Here is a 21864-nt window from a genome sequence, read left to right on the forward strand (position 1 = left end):
TCAACAAGAGGGAGCTGTCCGAGCAGATAACATCCCGGCTGGTGAGGGTATGCTATGGCCAAGGAATCCAGTTATATTAAGCAAGCGTCAACCCACGTGGCTGGCTTGGAAAACATGAATTATCAGCAGCTCAGCCTTGACTCTTAGCTCTATTGTCGGCGCCAAGACAGATGGGGGACTATGGCCAGCGATACCATCGGGGTCAGCTCAGCGAGTTTGGGACGGGCAGCCATTCGAGAGCGCAACTACGGCACTGCTTTGCAGTTGCTCCGGCGGGCTTATCGTGCGGATCCCAGCCCAGAGAATGCCCGTTGGCTGGCCACCGCCTACGAAGAAGCGGGGTACCTGCAATTGGCCGCTCTGTACCGAGAATTGGCCCAAGAGCGCAGGGAGACTCCCAAAGCGATTCAATTTCAGGCCCCCAAACCTCCCAGCACCCTTGAGGAGCTGAAGCAGCCATCTCCTGAACCGCCGGATCGCAAGACCATTCCCTTGCCGCAGCCGATCCCACGCCCAACCCCACCCGCATCTCCTCCGGATCAGCCAATTTGGGTTTACAAGCCCACCCCCATTGACCCCAAAAGCATCAGCCGGCAAACGCCCCTTCGACCTCAGGCCGCGGAGCCTGCCCCTTCCCCTCAACAATCGGCGGAGAGGAGTAACTATTTGCCGGTTCAACACGCGCCGGATTTGAAAAACCCGCAGCAGGGATCCCCCTTCCTGCGGCGGCTGAACCAACTGCATCGCCAGTTTAAGGATCGGCCCACGGCGGAGCTGGCTTTGCAACTGGCGGAAGCCTACGACGAGCAAAAGAACTTCAAAGAGGCCCAGCGCTACTACCGAGAAGTGTTGGATCTGGACGATTCCTGGCTGTTGCGACCGATGGTGCAAGAGCGCCTGGAAGAGCTGCGGCAACTGCAGGAGCAGGGCTCTTTGGCGGATCCCTCGGCCCAAAGTTTGCTCAAGCTGGCCGAGAAGTTGGAGCAGGAGGGGGAAATCGCCCGGGCCGAGCAAGTCTACCGCCAGATCCTGAAGATGGATACCACCCTGGACGTCCATGCCAAGGCTCGCAAGGGGCTCAACCGGCTCTATCCCGACGGGAAACGGTGAACGGCAGGCCGCCCCATTGCCTCTACAGCCGGCAAACCAGGAAGCAACTTCTCCTCAGCGAAGATCAGGATCCCGCGGGTCGAGGGCATCTCGCAGGCCATCTCCCAGCAAGTTAAAAGACAGGGAGGTGAGCACCACCATCAGGGTGGGGGCCAGCACCAGCCAGGGCTGCAGAATGATTACCGAAGCGTTGGTGGCCAGCGACAGCATGTTCCCCCACGAGGCATCCGGCTGTTGGATCCCCAGGCCGATCAAGCTCAGCACCGACTCTGCCACGATATAGCCGGGCACCGCCAAGGTTGCCGAGATCACCACGTAGGTGGTGGTCTGGGGCAGGATATGGCGCACCAGCAGATACAGGGATCCGGCCCCGGCCACCCGCGCCGCCTGCACAAAGTCTCGCTCCCGCAAGGACAGCACCTGCCCCCGAATCACCCTGGCCAAGCCCGCCCAACCCACCAAAGAGAGGATGGCCACAATCACCAAAAAGCGCTCGGCATTGCTGAAGGGCACACCGGTCAGCGGGTTCACCTGCAACACCGCCGCCAACGACACCAGCAAATACAGCGTCGGGATCGACATCAACACCTCAGTCAGCCGCATCAGCAGCGTATCCACCCAGCCGCCGAAGTAGCCGGATATGGCCCCCACCAGCAGACCGATGGGAAAAGAGATGCCGATGCCCACCAGGCCAACGAACAGGCTGACGCGCCCACCGTAGACCAGACGGCTGAAGTAGTCGCGGCCTTGATCGTCCGTGCCCAGCAGGTGTAGCCGCGCTACGGGCAGCCCTTCCTCCGTCCGCAGAGGGACAGTGCCGAATAGGTGTCGATCCCAGGGGATCAAACCCAACCAACGGTAAGGGGTGCCGGCCACAAACAGGCGGATCCCGGCGGGACGGCTGGTATCCACCAAAAGCGGACGTTCGCCCGTTTCCAGATCCACCGGCCCCTGGCGAGTTGGATAAACGTGGGGTCCCAGCCAAGCCCCCGACTCGTCCCAAAAGTGAATGGCGGTGGGGGGCAGAAGGGATCCCCCCGGCTGCGATTCCAGCGGGCTGTAGGGGGCGACAAACTCGGCAAAAATGGCGCAAGTATAGAAAACGAGGAGGATGTAGGCTCCTGCTTGAGCCCAGCGATTTTGGCGAAGCCGTTTCCACCACTGCATGAGGCCAGGATCCCGGTTGGGCGAGCTTTCAGGGTAGCGATACCGCGCTTATTTTCCAATCAAATCCAGAGAGCCAGAAGGCCTGATTTCTGTAGTCTAGGTCTCTTACTCCGATCCCGAACAGCCCCAACTCAGGCTCCCCTCTCCCTTCTTCCCCAAGACGGCTCAGCCGGCCAGGGAATAGCTGGGGCTGTAGAGGGGCATCATTTCCATCCGAGCTGCGGCGATTGTCTGCGGCAGCACCCCGACCAGCCGCGCCAAAATGTCATCCGGCAACTGGCTGACCAAATCGGCAGAGAAAAATTCCTCCAAACTAAAAAGCAGCACCCGCGCCCGCTGGGCCGGCAGAGGATTATCGGTGATCTGCTGCAGCCAGCGCATCCAGTGCAGCCGCTTGGCATAGGCATTTTGCCGCTCTTGATAGCCCTGGGGATGCAACAGAGCCACATCCCCAATGGGGAGCACGCCGCTCGAATCCACATCCAAGGGCCCCCCGACCGCAGCCCCCGGCCCGGCAAACTCGGCATGAAACGTCTTGCAGATGATCAGGGCGTTGGGCCGCTGTGGATCCACCATCAGCAATTGGCCACTGCTGAGGCTGCGAATCAGTTGACCTGGCTCAACCCACTGAACCAGGCTATGGCTGTTGGGAGAGGGCTCGTTCATACCCCTTTAAGATATCTCAGCTCCCCTTACCCTTACATGAGATCTTCAACTTTCGCAGCTCTGCTTGACCGAATCTTCATATTGGCAGGAGAGGGCCGAATATAGGCTTCACTCAAGCTACCGGCATCTCGCCGACAACCCGGATGGCGATCCCTTCGCCGGCCTGGCAGCGGCCAATGCGACGGGCGTAAGAGTAGCCGGCGCTGTGGAGCTCTTGCAAAAGCTCTGCGGTGTAGGCGGGATCCACCGCCACCAGCAAGCCGCCGCTGGTTTGCGGATCCGACAAGAGCAACTGCTGCCACTCCGGCAGAGAGTTGGCCTCTACTCCCTCATAGCCCTGCCAGTTGCGCCGGGCTGCGCCGGGGAAGATCCCAGCTTCAGCTAAGGAGAGCGCTTCGGTCAAAAACGGAATGGCAGCCAAATCCAGCTCGGCGCTCACCCCCGAGCCCCGGCAGACTTCCAGCAGATGTCCCAAAAGGCCAAACCCCGTTACATCGGTTAGGGCGCGAACCTGGGCTCGCTGCGCCAGTTGCGGGCCGATGCGGTTGAGCTGAGTCATCACCTGCAAAACTTCCGCGTAGCCTGCCGCGCTGAGCTGGCCCTTTTTCAGGGCGGTGGTCATCACCCCGATCCCCAGCGGCTTGGTGAGGATGAGATCGTCGCCGGGCCGGGCGGTGGCGTTGCGGCGGATGTGCTGCGGGTGGGCCAGCCCTGCCGCCACCAGGCCGAAGATGGGCTCGGGCGAATCGATGGAGTGCCCCCCGGCCAAAGGGATCCCGGCTTCCTGACAGACCTTGATTCCCCCGGCCATGATCTCCCGAATGGCCGACAGGGGCAACCTGTCGACCGGCATGCCCAAAATGGCCAGGGCGAGAATGGGCGTGCCCCCCATCGCGTAAACATCGGAAAGGGCGTTGGCGGCGGCGATGCGGCCAAAATCCACCGGATCGTCCACAATGGGCATGAAAAAGTCGGTGGTCAGGATCAGGGCCTGCTCGTCGTTGAGTTGGTAGACGGCGGCATCGTCGCTGGTCTCGGATCCCACCAGCAGCGCCGGATCCGACCAGAAAAGGGGCAGCTCTTTGAGAATCTGCTGCAGCAGCGCCGGGGCGATTTTACAGCCGCAGCCGCCGCCGTGGGAGTACTGGGTGAGGCGAAGGGGAGTGTCCATTTAGGCAAAAGGAGAAAACACAAGCTTGATTGATCTCACTGTAGCCACACCTGCAGGCAGCCGGGAAATGGGCACACCGAGTTAAGGTAAGAAAGATCCTTCTATCTGTAGCCTTGCCATGGCCTTTGTTCCCTTGCACTTGCACAGCGAGTACAGCCTCTTGGATGGCGCCAGCCAATTGCCGCTTCTGATTGAGCAGGTGGTGGCGATGGGTTTGCCGGGGCTGGCCCTGACGGATCACGGCGTTATGTACGGGGCCATCGAGCTGGTGAAACTGTGTAAAAGCAAAGGGATCAAGCCGATCATCGGCAATGAGATGTATGTTATCAACGGCGATATTCGAGACAAAAGCCGCAAGTACCCCAAGTATCACCAAGTGGTTTTGGCCAAAAATACCCAGGGCTACAAAAACTTGGTCAAGCTGACCACCATTTCCCATCTCCAAGGCGTTCAAGGCAAGGGGATCTTCGCTCGGCCCTGTATCAACAAAGAGTATTTGGCGCAATACAAAGAGGGGTTGATCGTTACCAGCGGCTGCCTGGCCGGGGAGGTGCCCCAGGCCATTTTGCAGGGGCGGCCAGAAATTGCCCGCCAAGTTGCCGCCTGGTATCAGGAAAAGTTTGGAGATGATTACTACATCGAGATTCAGGATCACGGCTATCGAGAAGACCGCTTTGTCAATGTGCAATTGGTGCGCATTGCTCGCGAATTAGGGATCCCGATCATCCTCACCAACGATAGCCACTTCATCTCCTGTTGGGATGTGGAGGCTCATGATGCTTTGCTCTGCATCCAAACAGGCAAATCCCTCACCGAAAAAAACCGCCTTCGCTACAGCGGCACAGAGTACTTGAAAAGCCCGGAGGAGATGCGCCGCCTCTGCCGCGATCACCTGGAGCAGGAGGTGATCGACGAAGCCATTGCCAACACTCTCAAGGTGCTGGAAAAGATCGAGGGCTATGACCTATTTGGGGAAACGCGCATGCCCGACTATCCGGTTCCGCCGGGCCATTCTGCCGATAGCTATCTCACCGAATTGGCCTGGCAGGGCCTGGCGAAACGCTGCGGCGTCGCCTATCCAGATCAGATTCCGGAAAACTATCAGGAGCGCCTGCGCTTTGAGCTGAATATCATCCAACAAAAGGGCTTCTCCAGCTATTTCCTGGTGGTCTGGGACTACGTTCGCTATGCTCGCGAACACGGGATCCCGGTGGGCCCGGGCCGCGGTTCGGCAGCCGGATCCCTGGTGGCCTATGCTTTGCAGATTACCAACATCGATCCCGTCAAATATGGGTTGCTCTTCGAGCGCTTTCTCAACCCAGAACGGCAATCGATGCCGGATATCGATACCGATTTCTGTATCGAGCGGCGGGGAGAGCTGATCGACTATGTAACCCGCAAATACGGCCAGGAGCGAGTGGCCCAGATCATCACCTTCAACCGCATGACTTCTAAGGCCATTCTCAAAGATGTCGGTCGGGTGCTGGATATTCCCTATGCCGAAGCCGACAAAATGGCAAAGCTGATCCCGGTCTCGCGGGGCAAACCGGCAAAATTGGAGGAGATGATCGGCGAGAACACGCCGGCTCCAGAGTTCAAAGAAAAATACGAGAAAGACCCAACCACTCACCGCTGGATCGAGCTGGCCCGCCTGTTGGAAGGCACCAACAAAACCTTTGGGGTTCACGCTGCCGGCGTGGTCATCTCCAAAGATCCTCTAGATGAGATCGTGCCCTTGCAATACAACAACGAAGGCCAAATTATTACTCAGTACTCGATGGAAGATATCGAGTCTCTGGGCCTGTTGAAGATGGACTTTTTGGGGCTGCGCAACCTGACGATGATCCAGCGGGCCGTGGAGCTGATTCGAGAGCACAGAGGGGTCACTATCGACCTGGATAACCTGCCATTGGACGACGAGAAAACTTACCAACTTTTGGAAAAAGGAGAGCTGGAAGGGATCTTCCAACTGGAGTCTTCCGGCATGAAGCAGGTGGTGCGAGAGCTCAAGCCTTCCAACTTGGAAGATATTTCCTCGGTCTTAGCTCTTTACCGGCCAGGGCCATTGGATACGGGCATGATCCCGGACTTTATCGATCGCAAGCATGGCCGCAAGCCGGTAACCTACGCCCACGATCTCCTCAAGCCAATCCTTCAAGATACCTATGGCGCCATTCTCTACCAAGAACAGATCATGCGCATTGCCCAGGACATGGCCGGCTATACCCTGGGCCAGGCTGATCTATTGCGGCGGGCGATGGGAAAAAAGAAAGTTTCCGAGATGGAGAAACACCGGGAGCAATTCGTCCGAGGGGCAGTAGAGCGAGGTGTGGCCAAGGAAGTGGCTACGGAGCTATTTGACCAAATGGTTGCTTTTGCCGAGTATTGCTTCAACAAATCCCACTCTACGGCCTATGGACTGATTACTTTCCAGACAGCCTATCTCAAGGCCAATTATCCAACAGAATACATGGCGGCGCTGCTTTCTTCTGTGGGAGGGGATCAAGACAAGGTCCAGCGCTACATCACCTATTGCCTGTCGATCGGGATCCAAATTGAGCCGCCGGATATCAACCGTTCTGGCCTGGACTTTACCCCTCAGGGATCCAGCATTTTGTTTGGTCTAGGAGCAGTGAAGAATGTGGGCGAGGGGGCGATTCAAAACATTCTGGCTGCCCGCCAGGCCGGAGGCCCCTTCACCTCTTTGGCCGATTTTTGCCAGCGGGTGGATCTGCGCGTGGTCAACCGCCGCGCCATCGAGTCGTTGATCTGTGCGGGCGCTTTTGATGGTATTTCCGGCAACCGCAAACAGCTAATGGCGGATCTGGATCCCATCCTCAATTGGGCAGCGGAGCAGGCTAAGTCCAAAGCCATTGGCCAAGCCAGCCTGTTTGATTTGTTGGGCAACGACCAGGGATTTATTGAAGCTCCGCGGGGGCCTGCAACTGAAGATTTTCCACCGCAAGAAAAGTTAAGGCTAGAACGGGAGCTGTTGGGCTTTTATGTTTCGGATCACCCGCTGCGGCGGATTCAAGAGCAGGCGCGGCTGTTGGCTCCTGTTAACCTCTCCGATTTGAGCGGCTACGCAGCCGATACTTCTGTAGGCATTCTGGCCCTGCTGACCGCCATTAAAACGGTAACCACCAAGAGAGGGGATCGCATGGCCATTTTGCAACTGGAAGATCTCACCGGCAGTTGCGAAGCGGTGATCTTCCCCAAAACTTACGAACGTTTGCGCCATCGTCTGGAGGTGGATCAACGGCTCTTTATCTGGGCCAAGGTGGATCAGCGGGATGAACAGGTGCAATTGATTGTCGAGGACTTACAGCCGATTGAATCGGTGAGTTGGGTTACGGTGGAACTCCCTCTGGACTCGGCTGGGACATTGGAGGATCGATACCGTTTGCAAACATTGCTTGCCCGCCAACGTTCGGAAGCCAAGGAAGAAAATCGCATCCCTGTTGTGGCGGCCATCGTCGCCCCTCCCCACACGCTCTGGGTGAGGCTGGGATCCCAATTTTGGGTTAAAGATGCCGAGGCCACCGTGGCAGCTTTGCGCCAAGCTGGCTATACCGCCCGCAGCGAAGCGCTAGCCTCCCGATAGGCAACCCAACTGTTGTCCCAGCCAGGCGCGCAACTGCGCCGCCGTCAGCCGCGGCGAGGGGCGAGGCAAAAGCCGTTCGGGATCCCCGGCCACCTTCAGCACGGGAACCTCCAGGTGGTAGCGCTCCCACCAGGCGGGGTTGGCGGTGATGTCGCGGATTTCCAGCTCGCCGATTTCGGGGATCTGCCGCAATTTCTCCGCTAGGCCCTCGCAGAGGTGGCATCCGGGCTTGCTGTAGAGAATCAGCGGCGGCCAAGGCATAGGGGATCCCTAGGGAGTAACGGCACAGGCCAGCCGGCGGTGTTGCAGCGAGGGCATCTGCCGCCGGATAAGCTGTAGCCGCTCTGGGGCGATCTCGGCAATGGCCACTCCTGGTTTTTCGCCGCCGGCATCCGCCAGGATCGTCCCCCAGGGATCCACGATCATGGCGTGGCCATGACATTGTCGCCGCTCGTAGTGGGTGCCCACCTGGGCGGGGGCGATCACGTAGCAGGTGTTTTCAATGGCCCGACACTGCAGCAAAACCTGCCAGTGATCCCGACCCGTGTAGGCGGTAAAGGCGGCGGGGATCAACAACACTTCTGCCCCTCGATCCACCAAGGAGCGATATAGCTCAGGAAAGCGCACGTCGTAACAGACCGACAAACCAAGGGTGCCTAGCCGCTCCTCCTGGCAGACAACCACCTCGTTGCCGCTCACCACCGTGTTCGACTCGCGGTAGGTGTTGCCGTCGGGCAGGTTGACGTCGAAGAGGTGGATCTTGCGGTAGCGGGCCAGCTCCTTGCCCTCGGGGCTGTAGAGGGCCGCCGTGTTGTACACCTTGCCCTGTCCATCCGGCACCGGGTATCCCCCGCCCAGCACAAACACCTGGTAGCGCTGGGCCATCTTGGCCAAAAACTCTTCGGCCCGCTGCGCAATCTCCGGCGCAAGGCGGGCTTTTTCTTCCTCCGGCCCCATGAAGGCAAAGTTTTCCGGCAAGGTCACCAGCTCACAGCCCCGGCGCGCCGCAAAGTCAATCCACTCCTCTGCCTGTTGCAAGTTGCCGGCCAGATCGGGGGTGCTGGTCATCTGCAGGGCGGCTGCCAAGTAGGATCGCATAGGAAAACTCCAAGGAGACTCAAGGGATCCAGCCGGCTAGCCCACCAGGTGCCACCAGCCCAGGGCAGGCCCCACAAATCGCACCACCACCCAGACAATGGCCAGGAGAATAATGCCGGCCCAAGCGCCTCGAGTTGTCCAATTGTAGATCGTGCGGGCTTGGGCTTTGGTGAGAGGAATGTCTTTGAGCTGGGGAAAGAGCAGCTCTTGGTCGGGAGTCGGTCTGTTTCGGGTTTTGCGGCGCTTGGCTTCGCCCATAGGGTGGCCTCCAAGTTGGCTTTTGCTGTGCCGGGGTAGTGACCATCATCTTAATGCTGTTACGCTTCCGGTGCGCCCACAACTTTTCCCAACGGCAGGGTGGCTCGGGATCCCTGTTTTGCCGATCCACATCGGCGAGAGTGCTCCGCCAGTCGCTTAAGCAGAGGGATCCTGGCTAGATCCATGTCTTGCCTCCGCCGACGAACCTATGTTGGTTGGCCACTGCTCCCGCTAGCCGGAAATCCACAGAGGGGATCCCTGGTGCTCTTGGGGCCGGCTGCCGTCTTCTTCGGTAATGGCCACTGCCCGCACCCATTCTGTGGATGCGAACACCGGTGGCAAGCGCAGCTCCTGTTCTTGGTTTCCCGCCGCATCCACCCGGAAAGCTGTGGTGAGGATCGCCCCCGCCCTATCTTTGGTGAAGGGCGCTTCCGGCTCCAGCACCACCCAGAGCGCATAGACGCGGCCTTCCGGCAGCGGCGGCAAACCGCGGGCTACCAGCCTCCCCTGCAAGCGCTGCGGATCCACCTCCACCGTAACCGAGCCAGTCACGTTTTCTGCCGTCGGTTGCAATTCATATGCCACCACCTCGACCGGGATCCCTTGCGTCTGGGCCAGTTGCAGCCTGCGCCACAGGTAGAGATTCCCCAGTCCCAAAGCCACGATTAACCCTGCTGCCAATGCCGCCAGGCCCCGCCAGCGAGGGGATCCCTGAATTGTCGTGGAGAGGGGTTTGGGCGCCGGCTCTGTGTAGGCTTGCAGCAGAGAAGCCCGCAGCGCGGGGGGAGGTTGCTTCTCTTCGACGCCGTAGGCCCTTTCCAGGGTCTGTTGCAGGGCTTGCAGCTCCTGCTGCAGCTCCGGGCGCAGCTTGAGCACCGCTTCCAGGCGGTCGGCCTCTTCCGGGGAGAGATCCCCCAGCACGTAGCCGGCCAGCCACAGTTGCAGTTCTTCGGGAGACACAGACTCGGCTTTCATGGGGCGCCTCCCAGCAACTCGCGCAGCCGCAGCAAGCCTCGGCGGGCTCTGGCTTTAACCGTTCCCAAAGGCAGATTCAATTGCTTGGCAATTTCTGTTTGGCTCATGCCTTCGTAATAGGCCATTTTGAGGATTTGGCGTTGATGTTCAGATAGCTGGGCCAAAGCCGTTTGCACCTCGACCGCCTGCTCTGCCCCGGCCAACTGCTCCAGGGCCGGATCCTCGGCGGCATCGCCCTGTAATTCCACTCTGCCCCGTTCCAGGGATCGCTGTCGATTGCGCCAAGAGCGCAGCCGATCCAAACAGCGAGAGCGAGCCAAGATGCTCAGGTAGGTGCGCAGGGATCCCCGTCTGGGATCAAAGGAGGAACGGGCCAAGTTCAAAAAAATATCTTGGGTGAGATCTTCGGCTTCGGCAGTGTTGCCCAGCATTTTGCAGGCAATTCCGTACACCAAGCCGGCATGTCGGTCGTAGAGAATGGCCAGAGCTTGTGACCGGCCTGCTTTTAGGGCTGCAAACACCTCTGCATCGGTTTTTTCCTGCAGGGATCCCTCAGCTTTGTCACCCTCGATCTTCATGAGCGGGAAGAGGAAACGGGATGGAAAAGAGAAAGAAACTGCAGAGGCACAAGCATCGCCCAGAGTAATCCAAGCAGGGCAGCGGCTCTCATAATTTATCGTCTGCATAGGCGGAGGTCAACCCCGAGCTAAGGGGAGATAGAAGGCCCAATCCTGAGCTGGGATCGGGCCGGGTCAAGGATCAACAGCAGCAACGATCTCAAAACGATTCCAACAATTGGTTCCAAATCAATGAATCCAAAACATTGATTAATGTTGATTAACCTTGATTTAGATAGGCAAATGGGAATCGGCTTTCCTAGAGGGCGGCCAAGCCAAAGAACGGCCCACCCGGCAGGGTGCCCAGGGATGTGGCCCGACCGGTGTTGAGGTCAATTCGATACAAGGTGGAGCCGCCGATGGCAAAGCCGGTATCCACTCCATCAGCAGTACGGATGTCAAACCCGCCCACAGGGCCGAAGTTCACCCCCAGGGGGCCAATGGGCACCTGAACCCCATCGTTGGGGGGATTCTGCAACACCAGCAGGTTCCGTTGCCCGTCGATGTTCAGCAGCCGCGTGGATTGGGCACCCGCCACATTGTTGGTGTAGGCGGCGGCGGTGATGGCCGGCTGGGATCCCTGCAGTTCCATTGGGCCAAAGGCCAAAGGTCTATCTTGGATCACTTCGCCCGTGTCCACATTGATGCGGAAGTTCTGGCCGTTGGCTCCCACCAGGCGCAGCCGATCCGGAACGGGGTTGAAATCCATGCCGGACAGCGTACCCGCCGTAAAGGGAACCGACAGGGTACTGGCCACCGTAGCGGCGCCGGTCTGCAAGTTAATGGTGTAGAGGATGTTGGCGTCGGTGAGGCCGTAGAGCAGGCGATTGGCAGGACGCACATCAATACCGATCAAACTACCACTCACCCCCGTCACCGTCAGGGATCCCTGTACCGAGGCATCGGTGGAGCGGATGAAGGTGAGGCGGTTGCCGCTGCCCAGGGCCACCAAATCTGCTTGGGAGGGGATCATCGCCATCGGAGAAGCATTGCTGTTGCTGCAGCCCAGCAGAGCTAAGCTACCGGCTGCCACAGATACGGCCACACACTGCAGGTGCTTGCGCATGGAAAATGCTCCTTAAAAAATTGACAAATTGTCTCAGTCGGTGTCAGGATTGTTGACAACAAAACACCCCTCTGCGCCACAAGACAGGTGGCTACAGATTGCTGCGGCAAGCAGCACTCTCTTTTGCCGCTAGAAAGGCAGGCTAGAGGGATCCCATCCCCCAGCCGAGAATCCGCTTTTGCCCTTCCATTGAGGGGGAAGGCCAATTGTTCTTCCCAAAGGGGAGCGCGTGGGGCGCTTCTGTAGCAATTACTCCCATCCTCCCTGCTTGGATGCTCAGGATGGAGAGGTTTGGACGGAGATTTTAACTAGAGGCGCTGGTGTAAAAGCGCAGGGCAAAGCGCCAGAACAAATGGGATCCCCACAGCAGCCCCGCCGCCAGCAGGGCGGATCCCACAAGCCAGGGCCACTGGATCCGACCCAGCAAGGCTTCTGCCGGCACGGTGGTCAAGAAAGCCACCGGCACGACGAAGGTAAAAAACAACCGATAGGCCACCGGATAGGCCACCAGCGGGAATCGCCCCGCCTCCACCAAGCCCCGCAACACCTCGGTGACGTTGTAGATCTTGACAAACCAGATGCTGGTGGCCCCCAGCATAAACCAGAGGCTGTAGAGGATGACCAACCCCAGCAAAAGGGGCACTAGACCCAGAACATAGGCCCAGGCCGGCAGCCGCAACTGGATCCCGGCGTAGAGAATCAACAACAGGCCACAGCCAATATCCACCAGGCCCCAGGGAGAAAACACCCGAGTTGACAGCCAAAACTGACTGCTGATGGGCTTGAGCAACACAAAATCCAGGGTGCCTTCCTGAACTTGTTGCACGATGCGGTTTAAGTTGACGTTAAAAAGGCTGGCCGACACCCCCTGCAAAATGGTGAACACCCCCAAGACGATGAGCGCCTCCGGCCAGCTCCAGCCCCCCAGGCGGTGCCCCTGCTGGTAGAACAGCGACAGCCCAAACAAAGCTGACCCCAGGCCGCCCAAGCTGCTGAGGCTGGCAAAGACAAAATTGGCCCGGTACTCCATTTCTGCAGCTACAGAAGTGCTCCAAAACAACCACAACACCTGCAAATAGCGCAGCACTTGGGTTTTCTCCCATCTCAGCGTTCATTCCACTTGCGGTAGCAGCGGGCAGTAATCAAATAGGGGTGAAACACTTCTAAGAAATGGCTTTGTAACACCTGAAAGAACTCCTCGATCCGCTGTGAATCGTCGAGATGAAAGGGAAATTCGCCGTTAAACCCCTTGAAAAAATACCAGTTAATCAAGAGCTTACCTGCCGGCTGGAGCCAGTCGTCAAATTGCCGCAACTGCGCCGCCGGATCCGGCAAATGTTCCACCACATCGAAGCAGATGACGGTGTCAAAACGGATCCCTTCCGGGAAGGTGTCTGGACAGTGGATGCGTTCGCTTAGGCCCAGCTTTTCCGCCCGCAGTTGCACAAACTGCCGATGGATGGGGTTGATATCCCAGAAGATCACCTGCTCCACCGCCGGGCAGAGGGCCGCCCCAATGGCGTGGGTGCCGATGCCGCCGCCAAAATCCAACACCCGCCCACGGGCATGGTCGGCCACCAGGCGCAGGGTATCGCCGATGTAGTCGGTGCTGCTCAGGTGCCAAGCTGCCAAGTCCAGCAAATAGGCGGATCCCACCCGATCCCGGTAAAAGATCTCCGCCTGATCCCAGATGAAGTCGCGCCGGCCCAGCTCTGCCAACTGTTGCTGGCCAAGCCGCAGCTTCTCCCGCAGCTCGGCGGCCTTGAGGCCGAGAAAGGATCCCAAGTGAGCTTCCAGGTCGAAGCCATTTTGCCAGTAGCCGCTCAGGGCAGGGGGAGTGGGAGTCACGGGAACCCAAAACTCGGCAGGGGGTTGGATTGAAAACCATTCACGCCATCAAGCGGCGGTGAAGTCGTCGTTCTCTCTGGGCGTCTCTTTCAAGGTTTCTCTCTGGGATCCGGTTGGGGTTACATTGTCGCCGAGGGCCGGCGGCCTCAACAGGGCTGCCAGCGTCTCCGGGCTGAGGCGGTCGGTGCTCTCCACGATGGCGGTTACATTGGGCCCAAACCCTATCTTGTCCAAAAGCTGTAGCCGATGAGACAAAACCCGCTTGCCGTTGACGAGCAAACCATTGGTGCTGCGGCGGGATGCGGAACTGCCGTCAAAGATCATATAGCCGTACCCAGCCCGGTTCTCTTCCGGGATGCGGATGATCAGGGCGTGTTCGCGGGAAACACAAGAGTCGTAGAGGCGGATGTGGTTGCTGGCTGCCCGGCCCACCGAGTAGTAAATCTTGTCTAAGACAACGCCGCGCCGACCCATCCGATCCGTGAAGATCAAGACCAAGTGAGGAGGGCTGGGTTGGGCAGCAGGAGCGCTCATGCTCATCTGTGGATACGCCCGGAGCTGAGGTGGTCAGAAAGGGCAGACTGGGAACAGTCAGGCAATCAAGCCGCAAAATGCGGATCCCCCTCTCTTCTCACCCGCTATAGGCTTGAATCATACACTATCCTAGGTCAACCCATACCGACAGCGCCTCCTACCCCCTCTTTTTCTCAAGGGCAAACAGGCTGAGAAAATGGGTTCGTTGCAAAAACAACAACTGACCCAGAACAACTCGGTCTGACTTCTAATCTGGTTGGGGAACTCTCAAGAAGCGAGAAAGAGCGGGACAATGCCCAGCGCCTGCCGGATGTCGTCATCCAAGCCCTTGGCAAGAGTCAGAATCAAGCGCAGGAGGGATCCGGTTGCAGGTTTGCCCCAGACAGGAGATCATAGAGTCCTATCAAAGCAAAAAGCTCCCATTGACAGCGTGACGGTGGAACCTAAGCAGACTCAGCTAGACCCTCGGCCCGCCGGCCTCACCACAGCTACCGGAACCATCAAAGCCCAGTTGGATTTGCTGTTGCTGGGGCTGGAGTCCCTGAGCGGAGAAATTTCCGAGGCGGTTCTGGCTGCAGCCAAAGCCCTGAACTTGGAAAAGCAGATCGGCGATCGGGTGGCTCTCTGGCGGCTGCGCAACGCCAACCCTCTGCGCCGCAGCAGCGGTGGGCGAAAAGAAGTCGATATCGAAGAGGCGCGCGCCCTGGTGCTGGTGATTGCTCATCTGGCTGCTCAGCAGCAGGCCCGTATCCGCAGCACCTTGGAGCAACTGGAAGCTGCTGTTGAACAGGAGCTCAGCCCTTTCCGTCAGCCACTGGTGGGCGACTATCTAGATGAGTTTATCTCCCACTACCGCAGCCGCATGGTGGATGGGGATGTGCGTGACGAGAACAGCCTCGCCGAGCTGGCTCTGCGCATCTTGATCGAGCTGATGTTTTACAGCAGCCCAAGAGGGGCCCAGCGTCTATGGAAAGCCCTGCTCAACCGCCCTGAGATGGATCTGCCCGCCGGCAGCGACGAAGAAGGGGAGGTAGCCCATAGCTCCGGATCGGATGCTTTGCCCTCTTCCTGAAATAGGCTCCTTGCTTGTGTTGTTTGCCCGCCAGTTGCCATGCCCAGTCTCACCCTTATCAGTCATACCTATCAACAGCCCACCTCGACCCTCACGGTGCGGGGAGAGGCACCTGGCCTGCCCGAAGCTGCCGAGGGTTCCTCAACGCCGCCCCTGCGAGCCATCCAGCAGAACTTCGAGTGTCAGTTGGAAATTCGCCAGGGGGAGACCACCAAAACTCTGCAGGGGGACAGTGTTTGGCTCAGCGATTTGATCGCGGTGATCGACCGCTACGTCGGATCCCAGCTCAGCGGCGCGCCCAAGGGAACCTTCAGCGGTACTGTGGCCATCCGTCCGCTGGATTTTATTTTTCATCGCCTCACGGTGCGCCAAGGGGAGAATCAGATTGCCCAAGTGGATCTGTCGATGACCCAGTTGTACGACCTGTTGGAGAACCTCTCTCAGGTGGCCGATGACATTCCCCAACTGGCCAGCCTGGGAACGCCGGTAACGCGGGCTTGGTATCGACAGCCTGCCGGGATCGCTGCCCTGCTGGTGGGAGGGATCGCCCTGGTGGTCGGGGTCGGGATCTGGGCCAGCCGCACCCCGGAGAAGAGGGCTCCCACTGCTTTCAACTCGGCCCAGGAGCAGCTCACCGCGCCGGAAGCCTCTGGAGATCCTCTGCTGCGGCTGCAAAACACCCTGGCCCAGCAATGGCAGTCTCCTCCCGATTTGCAGGAGAGCTTGATCTATCGAGTAACGGTGGATGCGGCGGGATCCCTGCTGGCTGCCGAGCCGGAGAATGAGCTGGCCCGGGAACGCCGCGCCGAAACTCCTCTTGCCGACCTGCCGGAGTTGCCGCCGGATCCCTTGCCGACGGGTGCCAAACAGTTCCGCATCAGCCTAGGGCCAGAGAGCCGGGTAGAAGTGACCCAGATAGAGCCCCTCTGAAATCCGGGCTGAGGAGAACGTCACTCCAGACAGATGACCGGCCCCTCTGTGCCACACTGCTCGCCGTGCAGCCACTCTTCCTGGGGATCCGATTGAGCCAAAGACATAGCCGCCAGCAGAGCCAAAGCAGCGACTACCCCCGCGAGCCAGATGCTGCGCATGGTTTTCTCCCCATCTGCGATGAGTTCAATCTCTCGCTTTTCCGCCCGTGTCTTGGTGACCGGATGAGAGGTTCGAAGGCGATCCAAATCACAGTCAACGGCTGGCCGCTCGCCCTCTCCCCTTGCCGTCGCGGTAGAGTTTGGCAGTGATCTTAATCTGCAGGGATCCCCACTTTGCCCTCTTTCAGCGCAGATCCCGGCCAAAAGGCAACAAAGACAGGATGACCAGCTTCAGGTGCTGTTTGGCAAAGGGGATCCCAACGACGGTGACGGCCAGGATCACAGCCCAGAAGAGGTGGTTGAGCACCAGGGGCCAGCCGAAGAGCAACAGCCAGATCACGTTGAAGATCAGCAGCAGCGGGCTGTTGGCATCGGGATACTCCACCACTTCTTTGCCGAAGGGGGCAAGCACTGCAAACCCCAGTTTGATGCTCTGCCAGCCAAAAGGAATGCCGATGATGGTCAGGCAAAGGCTTAGCCCCCCCCAAGATATAGCCCAGACTGGTCAGCAACCCCCCGAAGATCAGCCAAATGATGTTGCCAATTAAGCTCATGATTCAGAACCTCTAGCGCTGAGCCCGGACTGCAGGGCAGGTTTCCGCTCCCCGCCCCCTGGACAAGCAGACGGGGCGGACCCCTTTTTATTGTTCCCATCGCCAAAGCACGTTCCCTTGAGCCTCGCCGAACTGCAATACTTCGTCAAGGTTTGCAACGCTTTTGGGGAGCTGTGGTAGGATGCCTGCTGTCTGACGAGCCGATCTACTTGCAGCGAGGAGAGCGCCTTGAGCCTGAGAGTTGCTGTTGTTGGGGGTGGCCCAGCCGGAGCCTCTGCCGCCGAAGTTCTAGCCCAAGCCGGAATCGAGACCTTTTTGTTTGAGCGGAAGCTAGACAACGCCAAGCCCTGCGGGGGCGCTATTCCCCTCTGTATGGTCTCAGAGTTCGACCTCCCTGAGGAGATTATCGACCGCAAAGTGCGCAAGATGAAGATGATCTCCCCTTCCAACTACGAGGTGGATATCGCCCTCGAAAAGGAAAATGAGTATATCGGCATGTGCCGCCGCGAGATCCTGGATGCCTTCTTGCGCAACCGCGCTCGCCAAAAAGGGGCGGAGCTGATCCACGGCAAGGTGATGCATCTGGAAATCCCCCAAAATGGCCGGGATCCCTACATCCTGCACTACAGCGATTTTTCCGACGGCTCAAATCGGGGAGTACCCCGTTCGCTGGCGGTGGATCTGGTGATCGGGGCAGATGGCTTTCACTCCAAGGTGGCAGAAGCCATCGGTGCCGGCGACTACAACTATGCTCTGGCCTTTCAGGAGCGGATTCGGCTCCCGGACGACAAAATGGCCTACTACGAGGAGCGGGCAGAGATGTACGTGGGGGACGATGTTTCTCCGGACTTCTATGCCTGGGTGTTCCCCAAGTGCGACCACGTGGCGGTGGGCACCGGCACCATGAAGGCCAACCAAGCCCAGATCCAAAAGTTGCAGGCCGGGATCCGCGCCCGCGCTGCCGAGCGGATTCGGGGCGGCCAGGTGATCAAGGTGGAAGCCCATCCGATCCCAGAGCATCCGCGTCCGCGCCGTGTGGTGGGTCGGGCAGCCCTGGTGGGAGATGCGGCAGGCTATGTAACCAAGTCCAGCGGCGAGGGGATCTATTTTGCCGCCAAGTCGGGCCGCATGTGCGCCGAGACCATCGTCGAGACCTCCGAGGGCGGGAAGCGCATCCCCAGCGAAGAAGATCTCAAGCTGTACCTCAAGCGCTGGGATCGCCAATACGGCCTAACCTACAAGGTTTTGGACATTTTGCAACGGGTGTTCTACCGTTCCAACGCCACCCGCGAGGCCTTTGTGGAGATGTGCGCTGACCGGGATGTGCAGCGGATGACCTTTGACAGCTACCTCTACAAGACGGTGGTGCCCATGAACCCTTGGGTGCAGTTCAAGATCACGGTTAAGACTCTAGGCAGCCTGCTGCGAGGGAACGCCCTGGCACCTTAGGGATCCCTACTGCCACTGGAAGGTGACGGTGACCCGATCCCAATTGGCATCGGTTTTCAGAACCCTAGCAGAGGCGCGTTGTCCCGGCGGCACGTCGCTGGGTTCAAACGCGACCACCCGCGTCTCCACCACCTCCTCTCCCCGGTAGAACGTGAAGCGAGCACGAGCGTTGAGGACGGTGCGGGTGCTGCGGTTGATCGCCTCTACGCTCAGGCGGCTGCCAGCCCCCACCCGTTCTTCCTGAATCGAGCCCACGATCACGAAATCTCCCGGGTTGGGTGCAGATTCGGCGGCAGCAGTCGGCGTTGGGCTGGCCGTCGGTGGGGCCGTCTCGGCCTGGCCGGGATCGGGCTGCTTCAAGAGCGCCAAGACGCGGGCCAGCTCCTGCTGAAAGAAGACAAAGGCTTCCCGCGATTGGTTGGCCACCTGGGCCAAGATCAGCCGATCCGACTCTTCCAGGGGGATCTCCAGGAGGGGGGCCGGCCCTTTGAGGGCGACCCGAATGCTGGCGACTTCTTGGTTGATGAATTTATCCAAGTAGGGAAAGATGTTGAGAATGCAGTCTTGAAAGGATCCCATTGGCATAACGCGATTGTTCGTCAGCACTAAGTCGGCTCGCTCACAGCTAGTTCGATCCTCCATATCGATTTCCAGCGGCACCCGAAAAGATCCCAGGCTGGTGTTGGTGATGGTGACGTTAATGCCGTCCACTTCCTGCCGCCAGCCGTGGATGATCTCCAGGCTAGGGCTGGTCACTTCCTCGGTGAAATACTCTCCGGCCCAGGCGGGGGATCCCCATAAAGCTAGGGCCGAGAGCAATCCAGGGAGATAGTAAGTCCGTCTCCAATTCACCTCAACTTTCCCTCCTTGAACTCGCAGATGTCGGGGTAGAGCCAAACCGCACCCAGATGTTGCCTGCTGCCCCGAGATGGCAATAGCCTAGCCCCAGGGCTAGCACAAACCAAGAGGAGACAGCGTTGGTTTAACGGCTTTCAACCTTCTCCTTACTCGGCTCGGCAGCCGAGCGCCCATCTTCTGAGAAACTCGCGGTTGTCTCTGCAGCAGCTCCCCAGAGACCCTACTTGGACGCTCCTGCCGCTGCCGTTTTCCGACTTGTCAGGTGAGGGATCCCGTGTGCGATAGGATCAAAAGGTGCCAAAATCCTGAAAGCCTCGGATCGAGTGCGCCCGTGTTCCTCACCCTTTCAGCAGTATGGCCAGATCTCCAGCTTTGTGGCTCAGTCGCCTCGCTGTTCTGCGAGGGCTGATCTTTATCTTGGCGGTGGTGGTTGCTCTCGTCTACTTGGGCTTCAGCCGCGAAGTTCGTCTTGGCCTTGACCTCAAAGGGGGGACGCAGCTCACCCTGCAGGCTTTGCCCACGGAAGAGGTGCCTGAGATTACCTCTGAGGTGATGCAGGGGGTAGAGGCGGTGATCCAGCAGCGGATCAACGGCCTGGGGGTGGCCGAGCCTCTGGTGCAGATCAGCGGCCAAGATCGCCTGTTCGTGCAGCTGCCGGGGGTGGCAGATCCCGATCGGGCCATTGCTCTTTTGGGCGATACGGCCCGGTTGGAGTTTCGCAAGGGCCTGGTGCCGGTCAGTGCCCTGCCCCGCAACGAGCGGGGAGAGATAACGGCGGGGGAGGATCCCGACGCCCTGTTTGAACGGGTCGGCCTCACCGGCGATCTGCTGCGCAACGCCTATCCCCAAGCCCCCCGCCGCGGATCCCAGACTTGGGAAGTGTTGCTGGAGTTTAAGCCGGCAGGGGCAGAGAAGTTTACTCAGCTCACCCGCGAGTTGGCCGGAACAGGGCGCCCGATTGGCATTTTTCTGGACGACGTGCTGATCAGCGCGCCAATTGTGGGGCCGGAGTTTGCCCGCACCGGCATTACCGGCGGGACGGCGGTGATCACGGGCAATTTCACAGTGGAAACCGCCACCGATCTGGCGGTGAAGCTCAAGGCGGGGGCGCTTCCCGTTCCCATTCGCGTCATTGAAAACCGCACCGTCGGGGCCACGTTGGGGGAAGAGAGCGTGCGCCGCAGCCTCTATGCTGGCATTGCCGGCCTGGTGCTGGTTTTCGTCTTCATGGTGGCCTACTACCGCCTGCCGGGGCTTGTTGCCGATATCGCCCTCCTCATCTACGCCCTCTGTACGTTTGCTCTGTTCCAACTGCTGGGGGTGACCATGACCCTGCCCGGGATCGCCGGCTTCATCCTCAGCATCGGCATGGCGGTGGATGCCAATGTGCTGATTTTCGAGCGCATCAAAGAGGAGCTGCGGGCCGGCAAGTCCATCTACAAGTCCATCTCGGAAGGGTTTAACCGCGCCTTCAGCAGCATCCTCGACAGCAATGTCACCACCCTTTTGGTCTGTGGCGTACTTTTCTGGCTGGGGATGGGGCTGGTGAAAGGCTTTGCGGTAACCCTGGCCATTGGCATTTTGGTGAGCTTTTTCACGGCCATCACCTGCACCCGCACGCTGCTTTTGGCGGCAATGGGGATCCCCGCCCTGCGCAAACCTGAGTTTTACGGCGTTCGCATGGAGGCGGCTCAATCATGACAGCTCAAGAGCTATCCCCCACCGATCCGGCGGTGGGATCCCGGCGGTCGCTTGACTACCGCTTCGACATCGTGGGTCGCAGCAGGCTGTGGTTTAGCTTGTCTCTGGCAGTGTTGCTGGTGGGGCTGGTCAGCATGGCTTTTTCCCTGGCCTCTCTGGGAACCCCCCTGCGGCTGGGGCTGGATTTTGCCGGCGGCACCTTGTTGGATCTGCGTTTTGAGCAGCCTGTCACCACCGACGAGCTGCGGCGGGCTCTGCAGGAACATGACCTGGGAACCAGCATCATCCAACTGGACACCCAGACGGGCCAAGAAGCCCTGATCCGCATGCCCCCTTTGACGGAGCAGGAGCGCCTGGCGGTAGAAGCCACGCTGCGGCAACAGATAGGCCCTTTTGAGCGCAAGCTGGTGGAGACGGTAGGCCCGACGGTGGGGCGTCTGCTCTTGCGCTCCGGCCTTGTGGCGGTGCTCATCTCCTTTGGGCTCATTGTGGTGTATCTGGCCCTGCGCTTCCAGTGGGATTACGCAGTGTTTGCCATTGTGGCCTTGCTGCACGATGTGGTGCTGACAACAGGTCTGTTTGCCCTTTTGGGCCTGACGGTGGGCATGGAGGTGGACAGCCTGTTTTTGGTGGCGCTGCTAACCATCATTGGCTTTTCCGTCAACGACACAGTGGTTATCTACGACCGCATCCGGGAAAATCTGCGTCTGGTCAGCCGCAAGGTCAGCTTTGCCGAGGTGGTGAACCTGTCGTTGAACCAGACTTTTGCCCGCTCTTTGAACACCACCCTGACGACGATGCTGCCCCTGGTGGCCATTGCCATTTTTGGGGGAGCCACCCTGAAGGGGTTTGCCATTGCTTTGCTCATCGGCTTCAGCTTGGGGGTTTATTCCAGCATCTTCATCGCCAGCCCCCTGCTGGTGTGGTGGCGGCAGCGGCGCTATGGCGCCAACAGGGATCCCAATCCCCTGCCTTCCGGCGCAGAGGGGTAGGATCTTCCCTAGCCCAGGGGTAAAGCGGCGGCA

22 protein-coding genes and 1 pseudogene are annotated in these 21864 nt (G+C 59.3%); 7 read left to right on the plus strand and 16 right to left on the minus strand.

Features of this window, described 5'->3' with window-relative positions; all coding sequences use genetic code 11:
• Positions 1-180: 180 nt before the first annotated feature.
• A complete protein-coding gene (locus NW846_RS03950) occupies positions 181-1110 on the plus strand; it encodes a hypothetical protein (protein WP_414515363.1) in 930 nt (309 codons plus the stop codon).
• Positions 1111-1164: 54 nt separating this feature from the next.
• Here NW846_RS03950 and NW846_RS03955 read toward each other — a convergent pair whose 3' ends face one another.
• From NW846_RS03955 to selD, 3 genes are all read right to left on the minus strand, one after another.
• Positions 1165-2277 (minus strand): ABC transporter permease, encoded by a 1113-nt coding sequence (locus tag NW846_RS03955; protein WP_414347564.1) that lies wholly within the window; start codon positions 2275-2277, stop codon positions 1165-1167.
• Between the two features lie 165 nt (positions 2278-2442).
• Positions 2443-2943, minus strand: coding sequence for a hypothetical protein (locus NW846_RS03960; protein ID WP_011428977.1), 501 nt, complete (start codon positions 2941-2943; stop codon positions 2443-2445).
• A 112-nt stretch (positions 2944-3055) separates the two neighbouring features.
• Positions 3056-4114: a selenide, water dikinase SelD gene (selD, locus tag NW846_RS03965; protein WP_099812628.1), complete on the minus strand. Its 1059-nt coding sequence runs from the start codon at positions 4112-4114 to the stop codon at positions 3056-3058.
• A gap of 118 nt (positions 4115-4232) precedes the next feature.
• On the opposite strand from selD, the gene NW846_RS03970 reads away from it, so the two are divergent.
• A complete protein-coding gene (locus tag NW846_RS03970) occupies positions 4233-7718 on the plus strand; it encodes a DNA polymerase III subunit alpha (RefSeq protein WP_414347568.1) in 3486 nt (1161 codons plus the stop codon).
• Here NW846_RS03970 and NW846_RS03975 read toward each other — a convergent pair.
• The 9 genes from NW846_RS03975 to NW846_RS04015 all read right to left on the minus strand — a co-directional run bounded on the left by NW846_RS03975 (position 7704) and on the right by NW846_RS04015 (position 14120).
• A complete protein-coding gene (locus NW846_RS03975; RefSeq protein ID WP_011428981.1) occupies positions 7704-7979 on the minus strand; it encodes a glutaredoxin family protein in 276 nt (91 codons plus the stop codon). The two genes, NW846_RS03970 and NW846_RS03975, sit on opposite strands and share 15 nt — an antisense overlap.
• A 9-nt stretch (positions 7980-7988) precedes the next feature.
• Entirely contained in the window at positions 7989-8816 is an 828-nt protein-coding gene (locus NW846_RS03980; RefSeq protein WP_011428982.1) for a carbon-nitrogen hydrolase family protein, read from the minus strand.
• Positions 8817-8852: 36 nt separating this feature from the next.
• Positions 8853-9074, minus strand: coding sequence for a DUF2839 domain-containing protein (locus NW846_RS03985; RefSeq protein ID WP_011428983.1), 222 nt, complete (start codon positions 9072-9074; stop codon positions 8853-8855).
• 231 nt (positions 9075-9305) lie between these two features.
• The gene (locus NW846_RS03990; protein ID WP_414347573.1) at positions 9306-10049 is read right to left on the minus strand and encodes an anti-sigma factor domain-containing protein; all 744 of its coding nucleotides are present in this window, start codon (positions 10047-10049) and stop codon (positions 9306-9308) included.
• Positions 10046-10627 (minus strand): sigma-70 family RNA polymerase sigma factor, encoded by a 582-nt coding sequence (locus NW846_RS03995; RefSeq protein ID WP_414515366.1) that lies wholly within the window; start codon positions 10625-10627, stop codon positions 10046-10048. Before NW846_RS03995 ends, NW846_RS03990 begins: the two co-directional genes overlap by 4 nt.
• 298 nt (positions 10628-10925) lie before the next feature.
• Positions 10926-11732 (minus strand): DUF4394 domain-containing protein, encoded by an 807-nt coding sequence (locus NW846_RS04000; RefSeq protein ID WP_414515368.1) that lies wholly within the window; start codon positions 11730-11732, stop codon positions 10926-10928.
• Positions 11733-12036: 304 nt separating this feature from the next.
• Entirely contained in the window at positions 12037-12819 is a 783-nt protein-coding gene (locus NW846_RS04005) for an ABC transporter permease (protein ID WP_011428988.1), read from the minus strand.
• Between the two features lie 17 nt (positions 12820-12836).
• Complete coding sequence (locus NW846_RS04010) at positions 12837-13580, minus strand: class I SAM-dependent methyltransferase (protein WP_099812623.1); 744 nt, start codon at positions 13578-13580, stop codon at positions 12837-12839.
• 48 nt (positions 13581-13628) lie between these two features.
• The gene (locus tag NW846_RS04015; protein WP_414346092.1) at positions 13629-14120 is read right to left on the minus strand and encodes an FHA domain-containing protein; all 492 of its coding nucleotides are present in this window, start codon (positions 14118-14120) and stop codon (positions 13629-13631) included.
• A gap of 430 nt (positions 14121-14550) precedes the next feature.
• On the opposite strand from NW846_RS04015, the gene NW846_RS04020 reads away from it, so the two are divergent.
• Together NW846_RS04020 and NW846_RS04025 are read left to right on the plus strand one after the other, a co-directional pair.
• Positions 14551-15186, plus strand: a complete 636-nt coding sequence (locus tag NW846_RS04020; protein WP_240527768.1) for a DUF3038 domain-containing protein — start codon at positions 14551-14553, stop codon at positions 15184-15186.
• Between the two features lie 39 nt (positions 15187-15225).
• Positions 15226-16116: a DUF4335 domain-containing protein gene (locus tag NW846_RS04025; protein WP_414346088.1), complete on the plus strand. Its 891-nt coding sequence runs from the start codon at positions 15226-15228 to the stop codon at positions 16114-16116.
• A gap of 20 nt (positions 16117-16136) precedes the next feature.
• Here NW846_RS04025 and NW846_RS04030 read toward each other — a convergent pair whose 3' ends face one another.
• The 3 genes and pseudogenes from NW846_RS04030 to NW846_RS04040 form a co-directional block, all read right to left on the minus strand.
• Positions 16137-16277, minus strand: coding sequence for a hypothetical protein (locus tag NW846_RS04030; protein ID WP_168173324.1), 141 nt, complete (start codon positions 16275-16277; stop codon positions 16137-16139).
• A gap of 184 nt (positions 16278-16461) precedes the next feature.
• Positions 16462-16689, minus strand: coding sequence for a YccF domain-containing protein (locus NW846_RS04035; RefSeq protein WP_240531032.1), 228 nt, complete (start codon positions 16687-16689; stop codon positions 16462-16464).
• Between the two features lie 21 nt (positions 16690-16710).
• Positions 16711-16770, minus strand: a pseudogene (locus tag NW846_RS04040) (hypothetical protein); the annotation flags it as partial.
• 289 nt (positions 16771-17059) lie between these two features.
• Between NW846_RS04040 and chlP the strand changes: the two are divergent.
• Positions 17060-18280, plus strand: coding sequence for a geranylgeranyl reductase (gene chlP / locus NW846_RS04045; protein ID WP_099884389.1), 1221 nt, complete (start codon positions 17060-17062; stop codon positions 18278-18280).
• 6 nt (positions 18281-18286) lie between these two features.
• On the opposite strand, the gene NW846_RS04050 is transcribed toward chlP, so the two are convergent.
• Positions 18287-19132: a hypothetical protein gene (locus tag NW846_RS04050; protein WP_011428995.1), complete on the minus strand. Its 846-nt coding sequence runs from the start codon at positions 19130-19132 to the stop codon at positions 18287-18289.
• A 360-nt stretch (positions 19133-19492) separates the two neighbouring features.
• Between NW846_RS04050 and secD the strand changes: the two genes are divergently transcribed.
• Both secD and secF read left to right on the plus strand, forming a co-directional pair.
• Entirely contained in the window at positions 19493-20839 is a 1347-nt protein-coding gene (gene secD / locus NW846_RS04055; RefSeq protein ID WP_099812619.1) for a protein translocase subunit SecD, read from the plus strand.
• Entirely contained in the window at positions 20836-21831 is a 996-nt protein-coding gene (gene secF / locus NW846_RS04060) for a protein translocase subunit SecF (protein WP_011428997.1), read from the plus strand. The genes secD and secF overlap by 4 nt, the downstream gene beginning before the upstream one ends.
• Positions 21832-21864: the final 33 nt, after the last annotated feature.

This window comes from Synechococcus sp. W60.3, from assembly GCF_047502615.1.
Taxonomy (GTDB): Bacteria; Cyanobacteriota; Cyanobacteriia; order Thermostichales; family Thermostichaceae; genus Thermostichus.